The organism is Pseudoselenomonas ruminantium (genome assembly GCF_900113715.1).
Classification (GTDB): Bacteria; Bacillota; Negativicutes; order Selenomonadales; family Selenomonadaceae; genus Selenomonas_A; species Selenomonas_A caprae.
The window spans coordinates 47,002-65,683 of sequence record NZ_FOQK01000015.1; the positions used below are offsets into that span (position 1 = coordinate 47,002).

The 18,682-nt window shown below is 51.0% G+C and carries 15 protein-coding genes; 1 reads left to right on the forward strand and 14 read right to left on the reverse strand.

The features are described 5' to 3' along the window. Window positions 1-27: 27 nt before the first annotated feature. From BM181_RS09125 to BM181_RS09150, 6 genes are all read right to left on the reverse strand, one after another. Window positions 28-309, reverse strand: a complete 282-nt coding sequence (locus tag BM181_RS09125; RefSeq protein WP_075430070.1) for a PTS sugar transporter subunit IIB — start codon at window positions 307-309, stop codon at window positions 28-30. Further along, window positions 306-755: a PTS sugar transporter subunit IIA gene (locus BM181_RS09130; protein ID WP_075444174.1), complete on the reverse strand. Its 450-nt coding sequence runs from the start codon at window positions 753-755 to the stop codon at window positions 306-308. The genes BM181_RS09125 and BM181_RS09130 overlap by 4 nt, the downstream gene beginning before the upstream one ends. 136 nt (window positions 756-891) lie before the next feature. Then, window positions 892-2,904, reverse strand: a complete 2,013-nt coding sequence (locus BM181_RS09135; protein WP_075444177.1) for a BglG family transcription antiterminator — start codon at window positions 2,902-2,904, stop codon at window positions 892-894. A gap of 113 nt (window positions 2,905-3,017) precedes the next feature. Continuing rightward, the gene (locus BM181_RS09140) at window positions 3,018-4,013 is read right to left on the reverse strand and encodes a Gfo/Idh/MocA family protein (protein ID WP_075444180.1); all 996 of its coding nucleotides are present in this window, start codon (window positions 4,011-4,013) and stop codon (window positions 3,018-3,020) included. An 18-nt stretch (window positions 4,014-4,031) separates the two neighbouring features. Next, window positions 4,032-5,078, reverse strand: a complete 1,047-nt coding sequence (locus BM181_RS09145) for a Gfo/Idh/MocA family oxidoreductase (RefSeq protein WP_075444183.1) — start codon at window positions 5,076-5,078, stop codon at window positions 4,032-4,034. 87 nt (window positions 5,079-5,165) lie between these two features. Further along, window positions 5,166-6,515, reverse strand: coding sequence for an MATE family efflux transporter (locus BM181_RS09150; protein ID WP_075444186.1), 1,350 nt, complete (start codon window positions 6,513-6,515; stop codon window positions 5,166-5,168). Window positions 6,516-6,718: 203 nt separating this feature from the next. Here BM181_RS09150 and BM181_RS09155 point away from each other — a divergent pair, with 203 nt between their 5' ends. Then, on the forward strand, window positions 6,719-7,321 hold the full coding sequence (locus tag BM181_RS09155) for a hypothetical protein (RefSeq protein WP_075444189.1): 603 nt from the start codon (window positions 6,719-6,721) through the stop codon (window positions 7,319-7,321). Between the two features lie 8 nt (window positions 7,322-7,329). Here the strand turns inward: BM181_RS09155 and BM181_RS09160 are convergent, their stop codons facing one another. The 8 genes from BM181_RS09160 to iorA form a co-directional block, all read right to left on the reverse strand. Then, on the reverse strand, window positions 7,330-10,380 hold the full coding sequence (locus BM181_RS09160) for a type I restriction endonuclease subunit R (RefSeq protein ID WP_256211336.1): 3,051 nt from the start codon (window positions 10,378-10,380) through the stop codon (window positions 7,330-7,332). A gap of 56 nt (window positions 10,381-10,436) precedes the next feature. Beyond that, window positions 10,437-11,441, reverse strand: a complete 1,005-nt coding sequence (locus BM181_RS09165) for a virulence RhuM family protein (RefSeq protein ID WP_075444191.1) — start codon at window positions 11,439-11,441, stop codon at window positions 10,437-10,439. Beyond that, complete coding sequence (locus BM181_RS09170) at window positions 11,441-12,748, reverse strand: restriction endonuclease subunit S (protein ID WP_075444193.1); 1,308 nt, start codon at window positions 12,746-12,748, stop codon at window positions 11,441-11,443. Before BM181_RS09170 ends, BM181_RS09165 begins: the two co-directional genes overlap by 1 nt. Further along, complete coding sequence (locus BM181_RS09175; RefSeq protein ID WP_256211337.1) at window positions 12,748-13,686, reverse strand: HsdM family class I SAM-dependent methyltransferase; 939 nt, start codon at window positions 13,684-13,686, stop codon at window positions 12,748-12,750. The genes BM181_RS09170 and BM181_RS09175 overlap by 1 nt, the downstream gene beginning before the upstream one ends. A gap of 108 nt (window positions 13,687-13,794) precedes the next feature. Continuing rightward, the gene (locus BM181_RS09180; protein ID WP_256211338.1) at window positions 13,795-14,775 is read right to left on the reverse strand and encodes a type I restriction-modification system subunit M; all 981 of its coding nucleotides are present in this window, start codon (window positions 14,773-14,775) and stop codon (window positions 13,795-13,797) included. Between the two features lie 169 nt (window positions 14,776-14,944). Next, entirely contained in the window at window positions 14,945-16,180 is a 1,236-nt protein-coding gene (locus BM181_RS09185) for a phenylacetate--CoA ligase family protein (RefSeq protein WP_075444196.1), read from the reverse strand. A 22-nt stretch (window positions 16,181-16,202) separates the two neighbouring features. Further along, on the reverse strand, window positions 16,203-16,775 hold the full coding sequence (locus BM181_RS09190; RefSeq protein ID WP_075444199.1) for an indolepyruvate oxidoreductase subunit beta: 573 nt from the start codon (window positions 16,773-16,775) through the stop codon (window positions 16,203-16,205). Next, window positions 16,772-18,589, reverse strand: a complete 1,818-nt coding sequence (iorA, locus tag BM181_RS09195) for an indolepyruvate ferredoxin oxidoreductase subunit alpha (RefSeq protein WP_075444202.1) — start codon at window positions 18,587-18,589, stop codon at window positions 16,772-16,774. Before iorA ends, BM181_RS09190 begins: the two co-directional genes overlap by 4 nt. Window positions 18,590-18,682: the final 93 nt, after the last annotated feature.

Here is an 18,682-nt window from a genome sequence, read left to right on the forward strand (position 1 = left end):
CCTTTTTATTCAGTTAGGATAGCTTTGTCATCCCTGTGACACCTTTTCAACAGCTGCTGTGATTTTTTCCTTGAGCTCCTGCTTGTCAATCATGTTATTGAGCGAAACGACCTCACCGCCCAAGCCGACAAGCTGCGTAGCAATATCACGCGTACCGACATAGATATCAGACTTATTGCCGGCAGCCGACGAAAGATCGCAATGCGTAACCTCCGCCTCAACACCAAGCTCCTTGAGTACATTCTTGATGTTCATCTCAATCATGAATGAACTGCCAAGACCGCTGCCACAACATACGAGAATCTTCATTTTCCTTCGTCTCCTTTCAAGATTGCCATAGCCTCCCCGACCGATCGAGCGGCCAGGAAATTATCCAAACACTCCGGTACCATAAGGAAATCCGTAAGTGCTTCTAACATTTTGAGATGTTTCGTCTCATCTGGCGTTGCCAGCGTAATGACCAGCCGCACAGGATCATTATGCGCACTGCCGAACTCAACCGGTTCACGCAGCGTCATAAGCGTAAGCCCCACACCATGTGCCCCGCACTCGGGACGCGCATGGGCCAGCATGATACCCGGTGCAATGACCATATATGGCATTGCCCGATGGTTCGCCTTGATGGCCTCCACATACGCAGGTTCGATGATGCCCCGCTGCAAGAGCGGCTGTGCGCCGCGCATAACGGCCTCCTCCCAATCCTTGCAGGATTCTCCGAGCAGAATGTCATCTTCTCCAACGAAATCCTCCAGCATGCCATCACTCTCCTTTCTATACCCTGTGGCTGCCTCCCTGCAGCCCGTGTTTCATCCACGCCTTCATTATACGAATGAAAACCGGCCGCAACAAGAACAAAAGCTTGCACAATACTTGTGCAAGCTTTTGCATTTCTTATGCTTTTGTCAGAAACTGCTGCAGCTGCTGCCGCATCGTCACGGCATCCGGACAGGTACGCAGCGCCTGCAACATATGCTCACTGTTGAACACACGCCAAAGATCCGATAATAGCGGCAGATGTGCCTTCTCGCTTGTGGTCGAGAACGCAAACAGCATATCGACCGGCCGTTTGTCATCACTGAAGAATACAGGCTGCTTGAGCCGCAGGAAGCTTACTGCTACCTTGCGCGCACCATCCTCGATATGCGCATGCGGCATGGCTACGCCATCACAGACGACAATATACGGGCCAATATTGCGCACGACACGGACCATCTGCCGGACATAATGCTCCGTCACCGCGCCCTCGGCCAGCAGCAGATTCCCCGCCTGCGTAACGGCGGTCTCCCAATCACCGGCCTCGCCATCGAGCCGGATGCACGGCTCCTGCAGCAGCTCCACGAGACCGCTTTCTTTCGCTGCCGTCTGTCCTGGCAATGGCTCTGACATATACTTTTTATGATAGAAATAACGGATTTGTCCCTCGATGACCTGAATGCCTGCATCGGTAAGGATCGGCGACACGCGCAATACCGCCATCCCCGGCGGTACTTTCTGTATGTCGACAGTGCTTATGATGATATCGACATGCTCCATATCCGCAGCACTCAGGCGATATAACGATACGGTCTTGACGATCTGGATATACGGCAGATTATTGCGCAGCGTCATAGCCAGCAGATTGGCTGTACCGATGCCATTGCCACAGACGAGCAGCACAGACAGCTGCTTCTTGCGCTGCAAGTTGCGCCGCTCGACCGCCGCCCCCAGATGGATAGTCAGGTAGCCGATTTCATCCTCGGAAAAAGCTATGCCCATATGCTCCGTGATTTTCGCCGCCGCACGGTTGGCAATATCATAAAGCGACGTATACTGCTCCTTGATGCTGCCGAGCAAAGGATTCGTCAGCATAATGCCAAAATGCGCCCGCTCGATAGCTGGCTGCAAATGCAGCGCCAGATTATAGAGAAGCTCATCGTCGTCAAGATAGAAGTCTCCGAGCCAAACCTGCGCATACTCGATGAACCGCCGTGCCAAATCCACGGCCTCAACATTGACATCCTTGGGCTGACGCTGCTGGTCCCCTCCTGGCAGGAAGAATATGCGGCTGTGCAGCAGTTCCCGGACGAGATACTGCACCTCACCGGGCTGGCGAAAGCCACGCTGCAGCTCGTCCAGCGACTGCGCGATCTCCCCGGCCAGCCGTTTGAGCTGCTCGCCCTCATCGGACAAGAACCCCAGCGGTGCCTGATAGCTCATATCATGCCCCTGCTGCAGCCGCTTGAACTGCACGAGCAAGGCGCAAATCATGCGGTTGGCCGAGGAATCATTTTCGAGTATCCCACGCTGTTCCATCAGCTCCAAAAAGAAATGGGCAATCTGCTCGACAGGCAGATCCTGCACATAATCGCGGAACAATTCCTGCCCGGCCGGACAAGGCGCTGCCATATCAAAATGACCGCGGAAATCATAGCTTGCCCGGTTGAAAATATGGATGAGCATATCACGGCACGCCTGTTCATCGCCATGCGCCCAAATCCCCAGCCCGCGCTTCGAGTCGTAGACGAGATTGCGCTTTTCCAAGGTTTCCTGCACATCTTTGAGATCCGCCAGCAATGTCGTGCGGCTGATGGCGAGCATCTCCGCGAGCCCGTCAATGGAGCATTTCTGCTCGCCAAGCAGCGCCAGGATGATGCGGTCCTGCCGCTCCTTGCGTCCCCATACATGCTGCTCCGCATGAAGAGTACCTGCTTCATCGGCACGTTCCAGCCACATGCCATACCGCGGCTTACGGCAAAGCGTCAGCCCCTGCTCCGAAAGCTCGTCCTCGATTTCCTTGAGATCATAGTGCACCGTACGCACCGAGACCTGCAGCAGCTTAGCCAGCTGATCTATCGTAATCGGCAAGTCCTGTGAAGTCCCCGCCAGCGCTTTTTCCAGCCTCCGTCTGCGTTCATTCGCCTCCACTTCATCGCCCCCTCACACTTTATCCATAATATCTAAAGTATAAAGTGGGCGCCAAAAGAAGACAAGTACAATTCTTTGCAGACAGTCTGTGCAATATTCCGACAATATCCCGATCAGCCATCACAGCCAAAGACGATGCCCGCCTGCTTGCGGGCCTCCTCAGCTGTTGCCATCACCGCGGCCGAAATAGCCAAGCCCGAAAGCATAGCTTCTTCGTCACCCGCCGCATAGATGCGGGCAAATTCCTGGAATTCATGCACCATGCGATGTCCGTAGCGATTGAGCGCATAGCGCGTCGTCTGGCCGGAGCCATGCAGATGCACCTCAAACTCCTTGAGTTCATTGGGTGCTCCCAGAACGCGCAGCCAGCCCTTCTCCCCCTGAATGGTCACAAAGCAGGGACTTTCGGTATCCTTGGCTCCCAATGCCGTAGCGAAAAAGCCCGGATACCGCATCAGCACCACGCCCGAAGTATCGATACCATTGAAGCCAATATTCGGCATATAGGTCACCTGCTTCGGCCTGCCAAACAGGCCGATAATAAAATTCAAGTTGTAGATATTGATATCGTAGAGCGCGCCGCCCGAAAGCTGCGGATTGAAAGCTGGCAGCACTTCCCCCTGCAAGTATTTATCGTAACGGCTCGAATACTGCGAGTAGTTCGCCGTAACGGCGCGGATAGCCCCGAGATCTGGCAAAGCCTTACGGATAGCCGTAAAGTTTGGCATATGAAGCAGGCTCACGGCCTCAAACACATAGCGATGCTTCTCGCGTGCCAATGCGCAAAGCTCCTGGACCTCAGCTGCCGTCGAGGCAAATGGCTTTTCAACGATGACATTCTTGCCAGCCAGCAACGCTTTCTTCGTGTATTCATAGTGCACGCTATTGATAAGGCCGACATAGACAAACTCGATGCCGGGATTAGCCAGCAACGCTTCATAATCTGTATAGACCTGCGGTATGCCATAGCGAGCTGCCAGCTGCTCCGCCTTGCCTTGGCTCTTGGGCCGGGCAAAGATAGCCACAGTATCGATTCCGCCGGCCTGCTGCAGGGCCGGCAATGCCCCTTCCTGTACGATTTTGCCCGTCCCGAGGATTGCCAGTTTCATCTTCTCGCACCTCCCCTATCACATAGCCGTCAGCAAGGATTTGCCCGCCTGCTCAAGAATACGCATCTGCGCCATTGTCTGTTCCTCCGTCACGAGGGGCGGAGCACCATGCACGATAGTCTCATAAAGTGCATCATAGTAGCGCGCATAATCGCCGCGCACCGACGGTACCTTTTCTTCATGGTAGCCGCCCTGCTCGTCATAATACGTCAACGTACCGTAATGTTCCGGCAAATCGATGCCAAAATCGTCATGCCCCTTGGGCAGATAGAACTTCTTGAGATCTGCCTCCTGCCGGTCCTCCGTCTGCTTGATGAACACGCCGCGACGGCCGTAGACCGCAAAGCTTGGCCGCGGCTTGGCGCGGAAATAACTTGACTTGACCGAAACCTTGAGATTGCGCGCCCCATAGTCAAAATCCAAATCGAAATAATCATTCATGCGCCCCGCGCCCAAGAGCTGCCGCACATCGCTATGAACCGCATCGGGCTCGCCGAAGAACGAGAGCACCTGATCGACCGTATGGCAGGCATGGGTATAAAGAAAAGCCTCTTCCCGGCTAAAGCTTTCCGCACGCTCTGGTACCTCCGGACGGTAATAGTCGTAATGCATATTGACCTCATACAGCTCGCCGAGCTTGCCCGAAGCAATGACCTGCTGCACCGTAAGGAAATCACTGTCAAAGCGGCGGTTCTGATAACACTGCACCATAAGCCCCTTCGCACGGGCCAGGGCAAAGATTTCCTCAGCCTCTGCCGTGCTTACGGCAAAGGGTTTCTCGACCACACAATGCTTGCCGGCCTCAAGTACCTGACGCGCCAACTCCACATGACTGCCAGCCGGCGTGCTGAGGACGACAGCCTGGATCTCGGGATCCTGCAGCAGCGCATCGATATCTTCTGTATAATGAACACCATCAATAGCCGGCCATATGTCATGGCGCACGCGGCGCTGATAGATGGTCTTGACCCGGATTTTCTCCGGCCGGTTCAGCACAAACGGCAGATGATAGCGGTTCGTGCTCTTGCCATTGCCAATGAATCCAATCACAAGCTGTTTTTCCATACGAATCCCTCCGAATCACATGCAAATAAACGGTTTCACGCTCGTATTATATCATACCCTGCATGACAAGATATATAAAAAAGGCCATCACACACGGATGACCTTGATATTTTTGCGATAGAATCCATAAATGCCAGCCAATAGCACAGCGGTAATCGTCCAGCTGATGGGATAACAGACCATGATGTTGCGGAATGTCGGCTCGGCGGCAAAGACCGTATAGATCCAAACGATACGGACACCGCAGACCGTCGCGAGCATCAAGAGAGCTGGCGGCAAAGAGTAGCCATAGCCACGCATGGCGCCTGAAAAGCCTTCGATGAACACGCAGACTGCATAGAACCCGACAATATAGAATACGCGGATGCGGCCGATCTCGATGATGGACGCCACATCGTTGAAGAACGCCAGCAGATGGTCTGCCAGCAGGCAAGCCGATCCCGACAGCAGCACAATTACTACCATGCCGACCTGCATGCCGACACGCGTGACCTGACGGCAGCGCGGCAGATTGCCGGCACCATAGTTCTGGCTCACGAAGGTCGTGATGGACTGGCCGAACGCAATCAGGAATACATAGATATTGATTTCGATGATGAATGCTGCCGCAGAAGCCGCCATGACCTCGGCACCCAGGCTGTTGATGGCTGCCTGGATCACAAGGTTCGACAGCGAGAACACCATGCCCTGGATGCCTGCCGGCAAGCCAATGCGCAGGATTTCCCGCGCATATGGCCCAATCATGCGGATTGCTCCTGGCTCAATGCGGATGATGCCATGCTCATGACAAAGATTATGATAAAGCATCCAAGCACTCACATAATTCGCCAATGACGTAGCCGCTGCCACACCGGCAATGCCCCAATCCAGCAGCAATACCGCGGCGAGATTGCCCGCTATGTTGAGCAAACTCGCCACGGCCAATGCCTTAAGTGGCGTCTGCGTATCCCCGCGGCTGCGGTAAATAGCTGATTCGAAATTATAAAGACCGATAGCCGGCATGCCCAAAAGATAGATACGCAGATACAAAGCCGCCGGCTCCATGACCTCCTCAGGCACGGATAGCGCCCGCAGCATCGGCTCAGCCATAAGCTCCCCTGCCACAGCTACAGCAAAACCTAAAATCAATGCCAGCAAAAACGACGTATGCACAGCGCGCGTCGTCTCCTTTAGATTATGCGCGCCGATAAACCGCGCAATCACGACATTTGCTCCCAGCGACACGCCCATGAACAGATTGACGAGCAAGCCGATAATCGGGGAATTATTGCCGACAGCAGCCAGCGCATTCGTACCGACATACTGCCCTAGCACCAGCACATCCGCCGTATTGAACAACTGCTGCAGGATGCCCGTCAAGGCCAAGGGCAGGGCAAACAAGAACATCGGCCCCGCAATCGGCCCATGCAGCATATCAATCGTATGATTCACTTTCATTTTGCAGATACCTTCTTAGTTATAGAATCCCAAATTCTTCCATCGTATCTGACATTATATACCCAACCGCCCGCCTTCTGTCAACCGTTTATCGTTAAGCCCGCGGTCAAGCAGCAATTGACAAGTCAAAAAATACTTATCAGGTTTTGACATTCTGCCGATAGTATCTATGGATATGATTTTTTAGAAGTGGAGGTAGTACCATGGATATTCAAATCCGCAATCTGTCTGAATCTGCTGTTTCAGCCCCGGCCAGCCAGCCGGCTGCTGAGCCCCATGAATCATTTCGGGACATTATGGGCGAATTTACCGCGGCAGAGCAGGCCCCCTCGCCGCCGTCAACGGCCCCGCTTGCCGATTTAGCCCTCGTTCAACCTGCGGCCAGCCAGGATACTGTGGATAGTATCAAAGCACAAACCCAGCACAATCTAAGCTGGCAGGCATATTACACCTTGGGCGGTCATTTCAAGCTCGGCGAACGCTTCACCATGCCGCATGTGCTGCCAAGCTATGAGGAATCTGTCCGTGCCATAGGCCCCGGCGGGCCGTATTCTGTCGAGGCAGTCAGCAACTGTATCCTCAGCATGGCCGCTCAGGTCGCACAGGGAAATCCCGAAAAGATTGCAGAAATCCGTCAGGAAATCGAAAAAGCCGTAGCTATCTTCCGCCGAGATTACCAAGCAGCCACCAAAGAAAAGGACCTGCCCCAAATCTGCCTGTCTACCTACGACGCCATCATGACTGGCCTCGACAAGCTCCAGGCAGAATACACCCAAAACAACGAAGCAGCCGCACAGACTGCCTGACAATAACATTATTTCTGAAACTCATGAAACATAACGGACGCCAACGCATTCATGATAGCATGGTAGCGTTCCGATTCCTGAAACATTCTCGTGAATGTTTCCGTGCTTTCGATGTAGGCATTTTGTGCCGTCTCATCAAAAATTCCCGGAAAGACGTTTTTCATGAACATCTGCTGCCCATTGTTTTGGGCAGCTTTTTTCAGTTTCTTGTTATTCTTTAGCTTTTCATAGAGGACGGTAGCTACTACGCGGTCACCTTCCTCGAATTGCCCGGCGAACTGTTCGTTGATTTTGGCGATAACCTCTTCGAGCGGACTTAGGGTTTCTTCCTGTTTGACTGGTTTTTTCGGCCTTGCAGGTCCAAACTCACCTTTTTCTTCCTTTACCAATTCAATAGAACCCGCAAAAGTTTTTTGCAGATTATAGAATTCCAGGCGCACGCGGTTGTTCAAATCAAACGGCGTTGCCGGGTCACTGGGCAGAACCTTTGCCAGATAGGAACAGAAGATATACTCCTGATGCAGAGGCTTATCGAACATCCGCGTAATCTGCGTGATGTAGGCGTACCATTTCACGAAGGTACGGCAAAGCTTGCGGAATTGATAGCGTTGCTCCTGATTCAGGTCATTGTACTTGTGCTGTACTGGCAACAGCGTATTGGTTATGGCAGCCTGTGTCCGGTTGTTCTTGCGGGCATTCTCATCGAAATAGATTTGATTGACATTTTCGATGTCATTTTCGTCATAAATCTTATATTCATGGAGCATCTTCTGCACCTTGTAGATGGTATCCGTATTGATTTCCTGCTCCAAGTAAGTCTCCTGATAGAATGGCTGGAATGCTTCCAATATTTCATCCTTCGTGTTGACGAAATCCAAAATAAAGGTATCTTCCTTATCCGGATGACAGCGATTCAAGCGGGATAAGGTCTGAACCGCTTTTACGCCACGCAGCTTCTTATCGACAATCATCGTATGCAGCAGAGGTTCATCAAAACCGGTCTGGTATTTCTCCGCCACGATGAGGATATTGCCTTCGTCATGGAATACCTGCTTAGTCTGTGCTTCGGATACGGTGTTGCCTTCGGCATCCACGTTCATATTGCTTTCCGTATATTCCCTGTCACTGGCATCATCCGGGTCTTTGATACTGCCGGAAAAGGCAATGAGGATTTCTACATCATCATAATGATTCGCAGCAAGATACCGCTTGATTTCATGGAAGTAGCGGACAGCTGCCAAACGCGAAGCGGTAACGACCATCATCTTGCCCTTCCCCTTGAGTTTCTTTTTCGTAATATCACGGAAGGTTTCTACGATGATGGCGGACTTCTGCTGGATATTATACGGATGCAACTCACTGAACCTTTTTATCATCTTCAAGGCTTTGGATTGAGGTACATCGGGATTGTCGTCTACGTTTTTAGCTAACTGATAGCAGGTCTTGTAGGTCGTATAGTTCTGCAGGACATCGAGGATAAAGCCCTCCTCGATAGCCTGTCGCATGGAATATATATGGAAAGGATGGAAGGAACCATCAGTATATTCGGTGCCGAACATCTCCAAGGTTTTCTGCTTCGGCGTAGCGGTAAAGGCAAAGAAGGAAAGGTTTTGATGACGTCCATGGGCAATCATCTCACGAACCATGCGGTCCTCAGAATCCAGAAGTTCATCCTCTGCCTTCCCCTCGATTTCCGCATATTCTTTCAATGCGTCCGAAGTATCCGCCAAAGCTACCTTCATCTTCATCGCTGAGCTGCCAGTCTGCGAAGAATGTGCTTCATCGACGATGATGGCAAAACGCTTGCCGGCGGTGTCGCTTACTTCTTCATAGATAACTGGGAATTTTTGAAGTGTCGTGACGATGATACGCTTGCCGGCATTGATTGCCCGTTTTAAATCCTGGGAAGTCTTTTTCTCACCGATGGTTTCGACGCTGCCAAGGGTGTGGTCAAAGCCTGTGACGGTATCCTGCAGTTGGGCGTCAAGGTTGCGGCGATCCGTTACGATGACAACGGAGGTAAAGATTGGTTCATTGTCTGCATTATGGAGCGATGCCAGACGATAGGCTGTCCATGCGATGGAATTCGATTTTCCCGAGCCTGCCGAATGCTGAACCAAATAATTACGACCCGAACCATATTCGCGGACATCGAAAATCAACTTGCGGACAACATCCAGCTGATGGAAACGTGGAAAAATGAGTTTCTTCTTGGTAACATTGACCAGCTTTCCATTTTGTTTGATTTTCTCCTGCGTAACCTGATAGCTTATGAATTTCTGCAGGATATCGAGCATACTGTCTTTTTGCAGGACAGTTTTCCAAAGATAGCTGGTAACATAATCATTATCCGCAGTCTGGGGATTTCCTTTGCCACCATCAGCGCCGGGGCCGTTGCTGCCCTGGTTGAATGGCAGGAAAAACGTCTTATCGCCATTCAAGGTCGTAGTCATCGCGGCTTCGTAAAGGTCTACCGCAAAGAAAGCCAGGATACGGTGATTCAAGCGGAAAGCCGGTTCCCGAAAGTCACGGTCATACATCCATTGCGCCATGCCATTGTCGATGCTCTGTCCCGTCAGCTGATTTTTCAGCTCAATGGCAATCACGGGGATACCATTGACTGCCAGCATCATATCCACGCTATTCTTGTTCTTATCCGTATAATGCCATTGACGGATACATTGGCAAATGTTCTGCTGATAATGCTTGACTGCCTGCTCATTGAGGGTGGATTCCGGCTTGAAATAGCATACTTTAAAATCCATGCCACGATGCCGAAAGCCATGACGAAGAACAGAAATGAGTCCATCCGCCAAAACTGCATCCTCAAAGCATTTGTAGAACTTGCGTAACGGATCAGAATTACACTGACGTTCGAAACGCTGCCACATAATCGGCTGCGTTTTTTTGACAAATTTCACCAGCATCGCAATGTCCAATGCCATATCGATAGAATTCCGATAGCCAGAATCATCTGCTGGCTCATAGCCGCCTTCTGGCGATATCAGGAACTTTTCGATGTTTGCTTCAAACTGTTTTTCATTTTCTGCCAATGACATCACCTACTTAACCTGTTTTTTCATATTGTCCTTTTCACAAAGACATTATCGCTGTTTTAATTGTCCGCTTCCTGCATCAGCCTGTCAAAGTCGCTGACATAGTGCTTATCCTGCAAGACACGATATTGCTCAAATTCGCTTTCGGCAAAAGCTTTGGCAATGGCTGCTGACACCTTTCCCTTGTCATGGAGGATTTCTGCATCATTGAATTGCAGAAAAGCATCCAATTTGCTGGCCCAGTCAGCCATGGTCATGGGGATATGGCGGCGGGCCTGACGAGTGGCGTAGTCCAGATACATGGTGACAATCTCGTTAAGCTCTTGCATTTCTTCTTTAGCCAGATAATTCTTGGCGATTGACACGTCAGCCTTGACGATTTTTCCATCTGGGGCGTTTTTCCACGAGGTCAGCCCCATGTGTTCCTTCTTGTGGTCGGCCCTGTCCATGATGAGCTCTGCCGCTGTACTGCCGTGAACGGCATAGTGCATCTTATTCTGCACCGTGGCAAAGAAATCCTTGGTAGTCTTGCTGTCCAGCGTGTAATCCACTGCCGTAGCGTAGATGTCCGTTATTTTTTGATAGAAACGTCGCTCACTGGCGCGAATCTCCTGAATCTCGGAAATCAGGTGGTCAAAATAGTCCTCGTCAAAAATTTGGCCATTGATAAGTCTATTTTTGTCCAGTACATACCCCCGCTTGGCAAAGGTATCCAGCACCTTGGTAGCCCACTGGCGGAATTGGATAGCCCGCTGGGAGTTTACCTTGTAGCCAACAGCGATAATGGCCAACAATTTATAGAAGTTATACTGATAAGTCTTACCATCATCGGCAGTTTGTGCAAATTTTGCACAAACTGAATTCTTCTCTAGCTCTCCGCTATCAAATATGGTCTTCAAGTGCTTGGCAACAACGCTGCGGTCAATGTCAAAAAGCTCTCCCATGGCTTTCTGTGTCAGCCACACATCGCCATCCTGCACCCGTACCTCAATGGAATCAGCACCGCTATCCTTGGTAAATATCAGAAAATCGACCGTGCTATTGCGAATATTAGCCTTGCCCATCACGCCACCACCTTGCGCTTGCCGGTTACTACTTCGTAGATGAGGGATTTTTTGTAGGATTCGAGGTCGGCGATAAGAGATTGCTTTTCCTCGACAAGATTATCAATTTGTTTTGTTCTTGTATCTAAATAATTTGCAATCTCTACTTGTTCCTTATACATTGGCACAGGAACTTTTATAGCTTTAAACTGAGAACTATATGTCCTCCACCGCATCATCATTATCCCTCGACCAACGGTATAGCATTTCTTTGAAAATCTCTCTGTTCTAAAAAGATAATGATAATATCTAGAGCAGATTACAGATTCTTCTATTGGCTTATATACATCATACGCCGGGCTGGTCACACCTTGGTATTCAGAACGCCCCATTGCCCCCATCCAGCAAAGGATAATGTTCACAACAATATCTTCAGGATATACTTTCTTATATCCATCAGCCGTAACAGCTTTATTGCCTGATGTTTTTTCAATGTCTGAGTGTTGCATTACGCCTCGATCTGTATATAGTGAAATAAGATTTACTTCGCTTAACGGGTCAAAATTTCGTTCATCACGCAATTCATATAGATACCTAATCTGCTCATATTTCCAGTTAGCAGGACACATATCAAACCAATCATTATAGGTCTTCATTTCAACATTCTTATCTAATCCCTTAGTAACCGCCTCATAGATAACCGCCTGTTTCAGTTCCTTGTATTCCTCAATACTGGCTTTAGCTTCAGCAATGATAGCATCTATCTTGAAACAACGGTCATCAAGATAGTGGGCGATAAGTTGTTGCTCATTTAATAAAGGTATAACACATGGAATATATGATTGTTGCTGAGTATTTAGAATCTTGAGTACATTTCCGCTCGCACGCAAAATATATTCTTCTTCTTGAGCTATTGAGAGATAATATCCAAATTTATAATCGATGTATTTATTATCAAATAGAATCCCATTAATTTGTTGATTACAACTACAAGGGATTGTTGAATATCCAACCTTGCCAATACTTGCAATACAACAAACATAAACAGTATTTGCTGGAAACACACGACCTACATCGCATCCATTTTTTGTTAAGTATTCTTTTGTCGTACAAATAGGATTAGGCATCCCGAGATTTTCTGCTTTAATCCATGGGACTCCATTTTCTCGTGAATAATATTCTGCTTGGAATTTCTTATCTGGAGTTGAACCTGTCTGTATTTCACTAATATCTTTCAATCTGGATGTCCGCCAACAATTGGGAATTTTGCCTATCCAATCAATTCCACTATCCTTCATTTCCCGTTCATCACGCATTACAGCCTTCATTATGCTTCCTCCCCAAACAGTTCATGGAGTTTAGCCATCAAGCTCTTTTCGTGTTCTTCAATACGTTTGGCAATTAACTCAGCAGGCTCAATCTGCTTGTATTCATAGAAAGTCCGGGTAAAGGGAATCTCATAGCCAACCTTGGTCTTTTTCCTGTCAATCCAAGCATCGGGATTATAGGGGAGTACCTCCCGTTCAAAGTAGGCATCGATATCTTCATCCAGGGGGACGTTTTCTGTGTCACGCTTCTTGGTATCGGCCACGGGCTTGTTCTTCTTGAGAACTTTATCGCCGTTTTCATCCAGCTGCGGAGATTCCACCGTAATCTTGTTGTAGCCAAGGGTTACGGCGTCCAGCACTTTGCTTTTGACAGTAATATCGTTGCCGTTCTCGTCCGTGTCCTTGAAGGTGCCATCCGTGTAATCTCCATAGAGTTTGACGATAAGGTCACGACAGGCACCTGTGATGTCCACCCGCTTGTTACCGATGTTCTTGCGGCGGCTGGTGTAGCACTGGCTGGCATCGATGAGCTGTACTTTGCCAGCGCGTTCCTCGGGCTTGTCCTTGGTAACAATCCATACATAGGTCGCAATCCCCGTGTTATAGAACGAATCATTCGGCAGCTGTACAATGGCATCCAGCCAGTCATTTTCAATGAGATAGCGGCGGATTTCGGACTGACCAGAGCCAGCGTCACCCGTAAACAGCGAAGAACCGTTCTGGATGATAGCCATGCGCCCGGTGTCTTTCAGTTTGGCTACACCATTCAGCATAAAGAGCATCTGACCATCCGATTTTGATGGCAGCCCTGGGGCGAATCGTCCATTAGCGCCCTTCTTATGCTCAGCGGTGACTTCCTTTTCCTCACGTTTCCAAGGAATGCCAAAAGGCGGATTAAAGTCTTTCTCTAGTTTGAATGCCAAATTACCATCTATCATAAAGGATACACCTTCTTTACATGTAATTTACGTCTTTTGTTGCTGGAATGAACAGCCTATCAGAAAGGCTTGCTGATATCAATACCCGCTTTGCTTGTTGTATGGACATCAGCAAGCCTTTCTGATCTGGAACCAAGAGCAGCAACAACCTGGAGTCTGATGACTCCGATTACAAGCCTCATCACTACTAGAGTTAGTTGAAATGATATAGTCGAACTCATAGCCTGTGAATTTATCATCAGAGAGGGTATCCCCGAACTGCATATTATCGGGATCGCCGCCACGAATCAGCATATCGGCTTTGGCAATACCAAAGGTAAAGGGATTGAACTCCTGTCCGAATACATTGATATCAGCATCCGCATCCAAAGCCTTCAGACGTTCTTCCATACAGGTAAGCATCTGACTGGTGCCCATGGTCATATCGTAGACGGTCTTGGAGATACCATCCTCTTCAAAGGCATTCTTATCGCCAGCCACCAGCAGGTCACACATCAGATAGATGATGTCGCGGCTGGTGAAATGCGCTCCGGCTTCTTCATTGTAGGACTCGGAAAAGCGCTGAACGAGATTCTCGAAAATGTAGCCCATATCGACGGCAGCCACATTTTCGGGGGAGAAATCGGCTTTATCGGAATTGAAGTCCGAGATGACCTGGTAAAGCAGACCGCCTTCCACCATGCGATTAATCTGCGCCTGAAAATCCATGCGGGTAAGGATATCCTGCACATTGTCCGAAAAGCCGTTCAGATAGGCTTTGAAATTGTCTTCGATATTTTCTGGGTCAGCAACCAGTGTCTTGAACGTGAATTTGCTAGTATTATAGAACTGATAACCGGAAGCCTTCTTCAAAAAGCCATCCTTAACAGCCAGTTCCTTGACTTTGGCATAAGTTTCCAGCACCTTCTCCTGTGTCGGCAGCAGGCAGTCATGGAATCGCTTGATGACCGCCATCGGCAAAACCACTAAGCCATATTCGTGCGGTTTGAAGGCACCTACGAGGTCATCAGCTACCGACCATACCAGTGCCGCCTTTTCCTGGATATTCTTGCCAACCTGCGAAATCATCTCATTGCTATTCTCTGCCATTATTATCCCCCTGCTATGGAAAAATTATATAATCTCACAAGATTTATGCACATGCAAGAATCCCGTTGACGATTCGTTTTCCACGCCACTCGCCAACGGGATTTGTTTTCCGATTATCTTGATGTATTCATTATACGACCGCTATTCTTGACATGTCAACCAATTCGTATCAGTCAAAACGCTCGTCAATCACGCGCTTGGTTTTCTTTTCGCTGCGCGGCAGCAGGCCGAGTTCGACGACTTTGACGATTGGCGTGAAACCGATGCGGCTCTTGACTTTCTGTGCAACCTTTTCGGCCATCTGCTGGAAGTTGACCGAGCCATTCGTCTCGATGTAGATACGCATGGTATCCTTACCGTCGAGATGGGAGATACGGATCTGGTATTCGCTCGACAGCTCGGGGAAGGTATGCAGGATTTCCTCGATCTGTTTCGGGAATACGTTGACGCCCTTGATCTTGACCATGTCATCGCTGCGGCCGACCAGCGTATCGATACGCGGGAAGCGGCTGCCGCAGGGGCAGTCCCCCGGCACGATGCGCGAGATGTCATGGGTACGGAAACGAATCAGCGGTGCGCCTTCCTTGACGAGTGTCGTGATGACGATTTCGCCATACTCGCCATCGGGTACATTCTCGCCCGTCTCGGGGTCGATGATTTCCAGGTAAATGTAATCATCCCAATAATGCATACCCGTGTTATGCGCGCAGCTGATACCGATGCCCGGACCATAGATTTCCGTCAAGCCATAGATATCGTAAAGCTCGATGCCAAGCTCACCCGCAATGCGCTCACGCATCTTGGCGCTCCAGCGCTCCGAGCCAATGACACCTTTCTTCAAGTGAATCTTATCCTTGATGCCGCGCTTTTCGATTTCTTCTGCCAGCAGCAGTGCATACGACGATGTGGCCGTAAGCACCGTGCTCTTCATATCCATCATGAACTGCAGCTGCTTGTCTGTATTGCCCGGCCCCATCGGCACGACCATCGCACCGAGTTTCTCGGCGCCGTTCTGGAAGCCGATGCCAGCGGTCCAGAGTCCATATCCAGGCGTAATCTGGATGCGGTCTTTATTCGTGATGCCAGCAAATTCATAGCAGCGCTTGAACATCTCCGCCCAATCATCGACATCCTTGGCCGTATAGGGAATGATGACCGGCGTGCCCGTCGTGCCCGATGACGAATGGATGCGAACAATCTGCCGCTCTGGCACCGCCATTAGCCCGAGCGGATAAGCATCGCGCAGATCCTGCTTTTCCGAAAACGGCAGGTTCAGGAAGTCTTCTTTTGTCTCTACCTTTTCGATGCCGGCCTCGCGCAGGCGCTGGCCATAGAAGTTGTTTGCCTCCAGCAGGCGCTCAACCTGCCGGTTCACCATATTGAGCTGCTGTTCGTTGATCTGCATAGATTCTCCTCCCATATCTATATCAGCGGGCAAAGGCCAACGCTTTTTCATTGAGTTCATGGAATCTGGCGGGGACGCGTTCATGGATGGCTGCAAGGATATCCTGCTCGGAAAGCCCCAATGCACCGCTGCGCACCGCCGCACCGAGCAGGACGACATTGAGCACCTTCATCGAGCCGAGTTCCCTGGCCGCTGCCTCACTGTCAACCACCGTCAGCCTGTCGACCTTATGACGCAAGTAGTCCATAATGCCTTCCACATCATAAGCCGCATCGCCGATCATGGCACTGACGGGCAGGATGGGATGGCTGCTGACGACAACACTGCCGCCCTCCTTGAGGAAAGGCATCTGCCGTACGGCCTCAGCCGGTTCAAAAGCAATGATGAGGTCGGCTCTTTTCTTGCCAATGAGCGGCGAACCCTCGCCGGCTCCGAGCCGCAGATGGCTGAACACGCTGCCACCACGCTGAGCCATGCCGATGGTCTCGGCTGTCTTGACGGGGATATTCTTTTTCATGGCCGCGGCGGCAATCAGCTTGGACGCGAGAATCGTCCCCTGACCGCCGACGCCGCAGAGAATGATGTCTGTACTCATAATTTCTCGCCTCCTGCTATGGCTCCGACCGGGCAGATGCTCTCGCAAAGCGTGCAGCCTGTGCAGAGCGTCTCATCGATGAAGGCCTTGCCTTCCCGCATGATCAGTGCTGGGCATCCCAGTGAACGGATGCATTTCTGACAGCCGATGCACGTCTCGGCATTGACCTGTGAACGTGCCGCTGGTTTGGCCAGCACGACGCAGGGCGACTTGAAGATGATGGCTTTGACACCTGGCTCTGCCGCCACGCGCTTGACCGTTGCCACAGCTTCGGCGTGGTCGAGGGGATTTACGGTCTCCACCACCGAAAGGCCAATGGCACGCAATACCTTTTCAATGCTTACGGCCTGCACGACCTCGCCGCGGATTGTCCTGCCTGTACCCGGATGCGGCTGATGACCGGTCATGGCCGTCGTTGAGTTATCGAGTACGACCAGCGTCATATCGGCCTGATTGTAGAACGCGTTGACTGTTCCCGTGATGCCGGCGGCAAAGAAAGTCGAGTCGCCGACAAAGGCAAAGCATTTCGTCTGCGGGTCCATATGGTAGACGCCCTGTGCGATATTGATGCCGGCGCCCATGCACAGGCAGGTATCGCACATGTCCAGCGGGGCCGCATTGCCCAGTGTATAGCAGCCGATGTCGCCGCAGTAGATGGTCTTCTGCCCGCGCATGGCCTCTTTTACGGCCACGAAGGAAGCGCGGTGCGGACAGCCTGCACAGAGTACCGGCGGCCGTACCGGAAGCGCAGGTGTTTTTTCTGCCGGCTCCTCCGGCTGCGGCTGGCCCAGGAATGCGCTTATCGCCCGACCAACGGATTCGACTGTATTTTCGCCGGCCGTCTGGACATCGCCGGTCAGTTTGCCGCGAATCACCGTCGGCAGATGGTATTTGCCGCAGACGGTCCGCAGGGCCCGTTCGATGACGGGGTCTAGCTCCTCGATGCAGAGGACTTCATCAAGCCCCTGCAGGAACCGGACTGCGAGCTCCTCGGGAAAGGGGAACGGAGTCGCTACATGCAGCACGGGGAGATGATCATCCTGGGCCAGGTTATCACGCGTGTACATGCTGCTGACCCCATGCGTCGCAATGCCCTTGCGCAGCTTGCCCTGCTGTCCTGCGCCCGGCAGTATCTTATTGCGCGGATATTCCGAAAGCACCTTGCTGAGCTCAGCATTGCGTGCCTCGATGGCCGCATGGCTGCGCACCGAAAGTTTCGGGAAGATGACCCATTTGGAGGAATCCTTGACAAAGCCCTCGTAGTCATGCTGCTCATATTCGGCCTCATCCCTGACCTCGATGGCCTCATAGGCATGATCGATGCGCGTTGTCGGGCGCAGGAATACCGGCGTGTGATATTTTTCCGAGAAGGCAAAGGCCTCCTGCACCATCGCATAAGCCTCAGCCACCGTTGACGGGTCAAATACGGGTACCTTGGAAAACATGCCGAAGGTCCGCGTATCCTGCTCCGTCTGCGAAGAAATCGGCCCCGGGTCATCGGCAACGACAATGACCAGACCGCCTTTGACACCGATATATTCAAGGCTCATCAAAGGATCGGCCGCCACGTTGAGTCCTACCTGTTTCATCGTTACCAGGGCGCGGGCGCCGCTATACGCTGCACCGGCAGCCACTTCGATCCCTGCCTTTTCGTTGATTGACCATTCCACATGAATATCCGCTGTTCCACGCTTGGCAATGGTCTCAAGGATTTCCGTCGAGGGTGTCCCCGGATAGCCTGCAGCCAGATTGACACCGGCTGCCAGTGCACCGAGGGCAATCGCCTCGTTGCCCATCAGAAATTCACTATGCATGCTTGCTTCTCCCCTAAAATTTCTCTATTCTTCGCACATTATCGTAAACATTGTCTTTTCCGATTGTAACATTGTAAAGAATCTGTGTCAAAA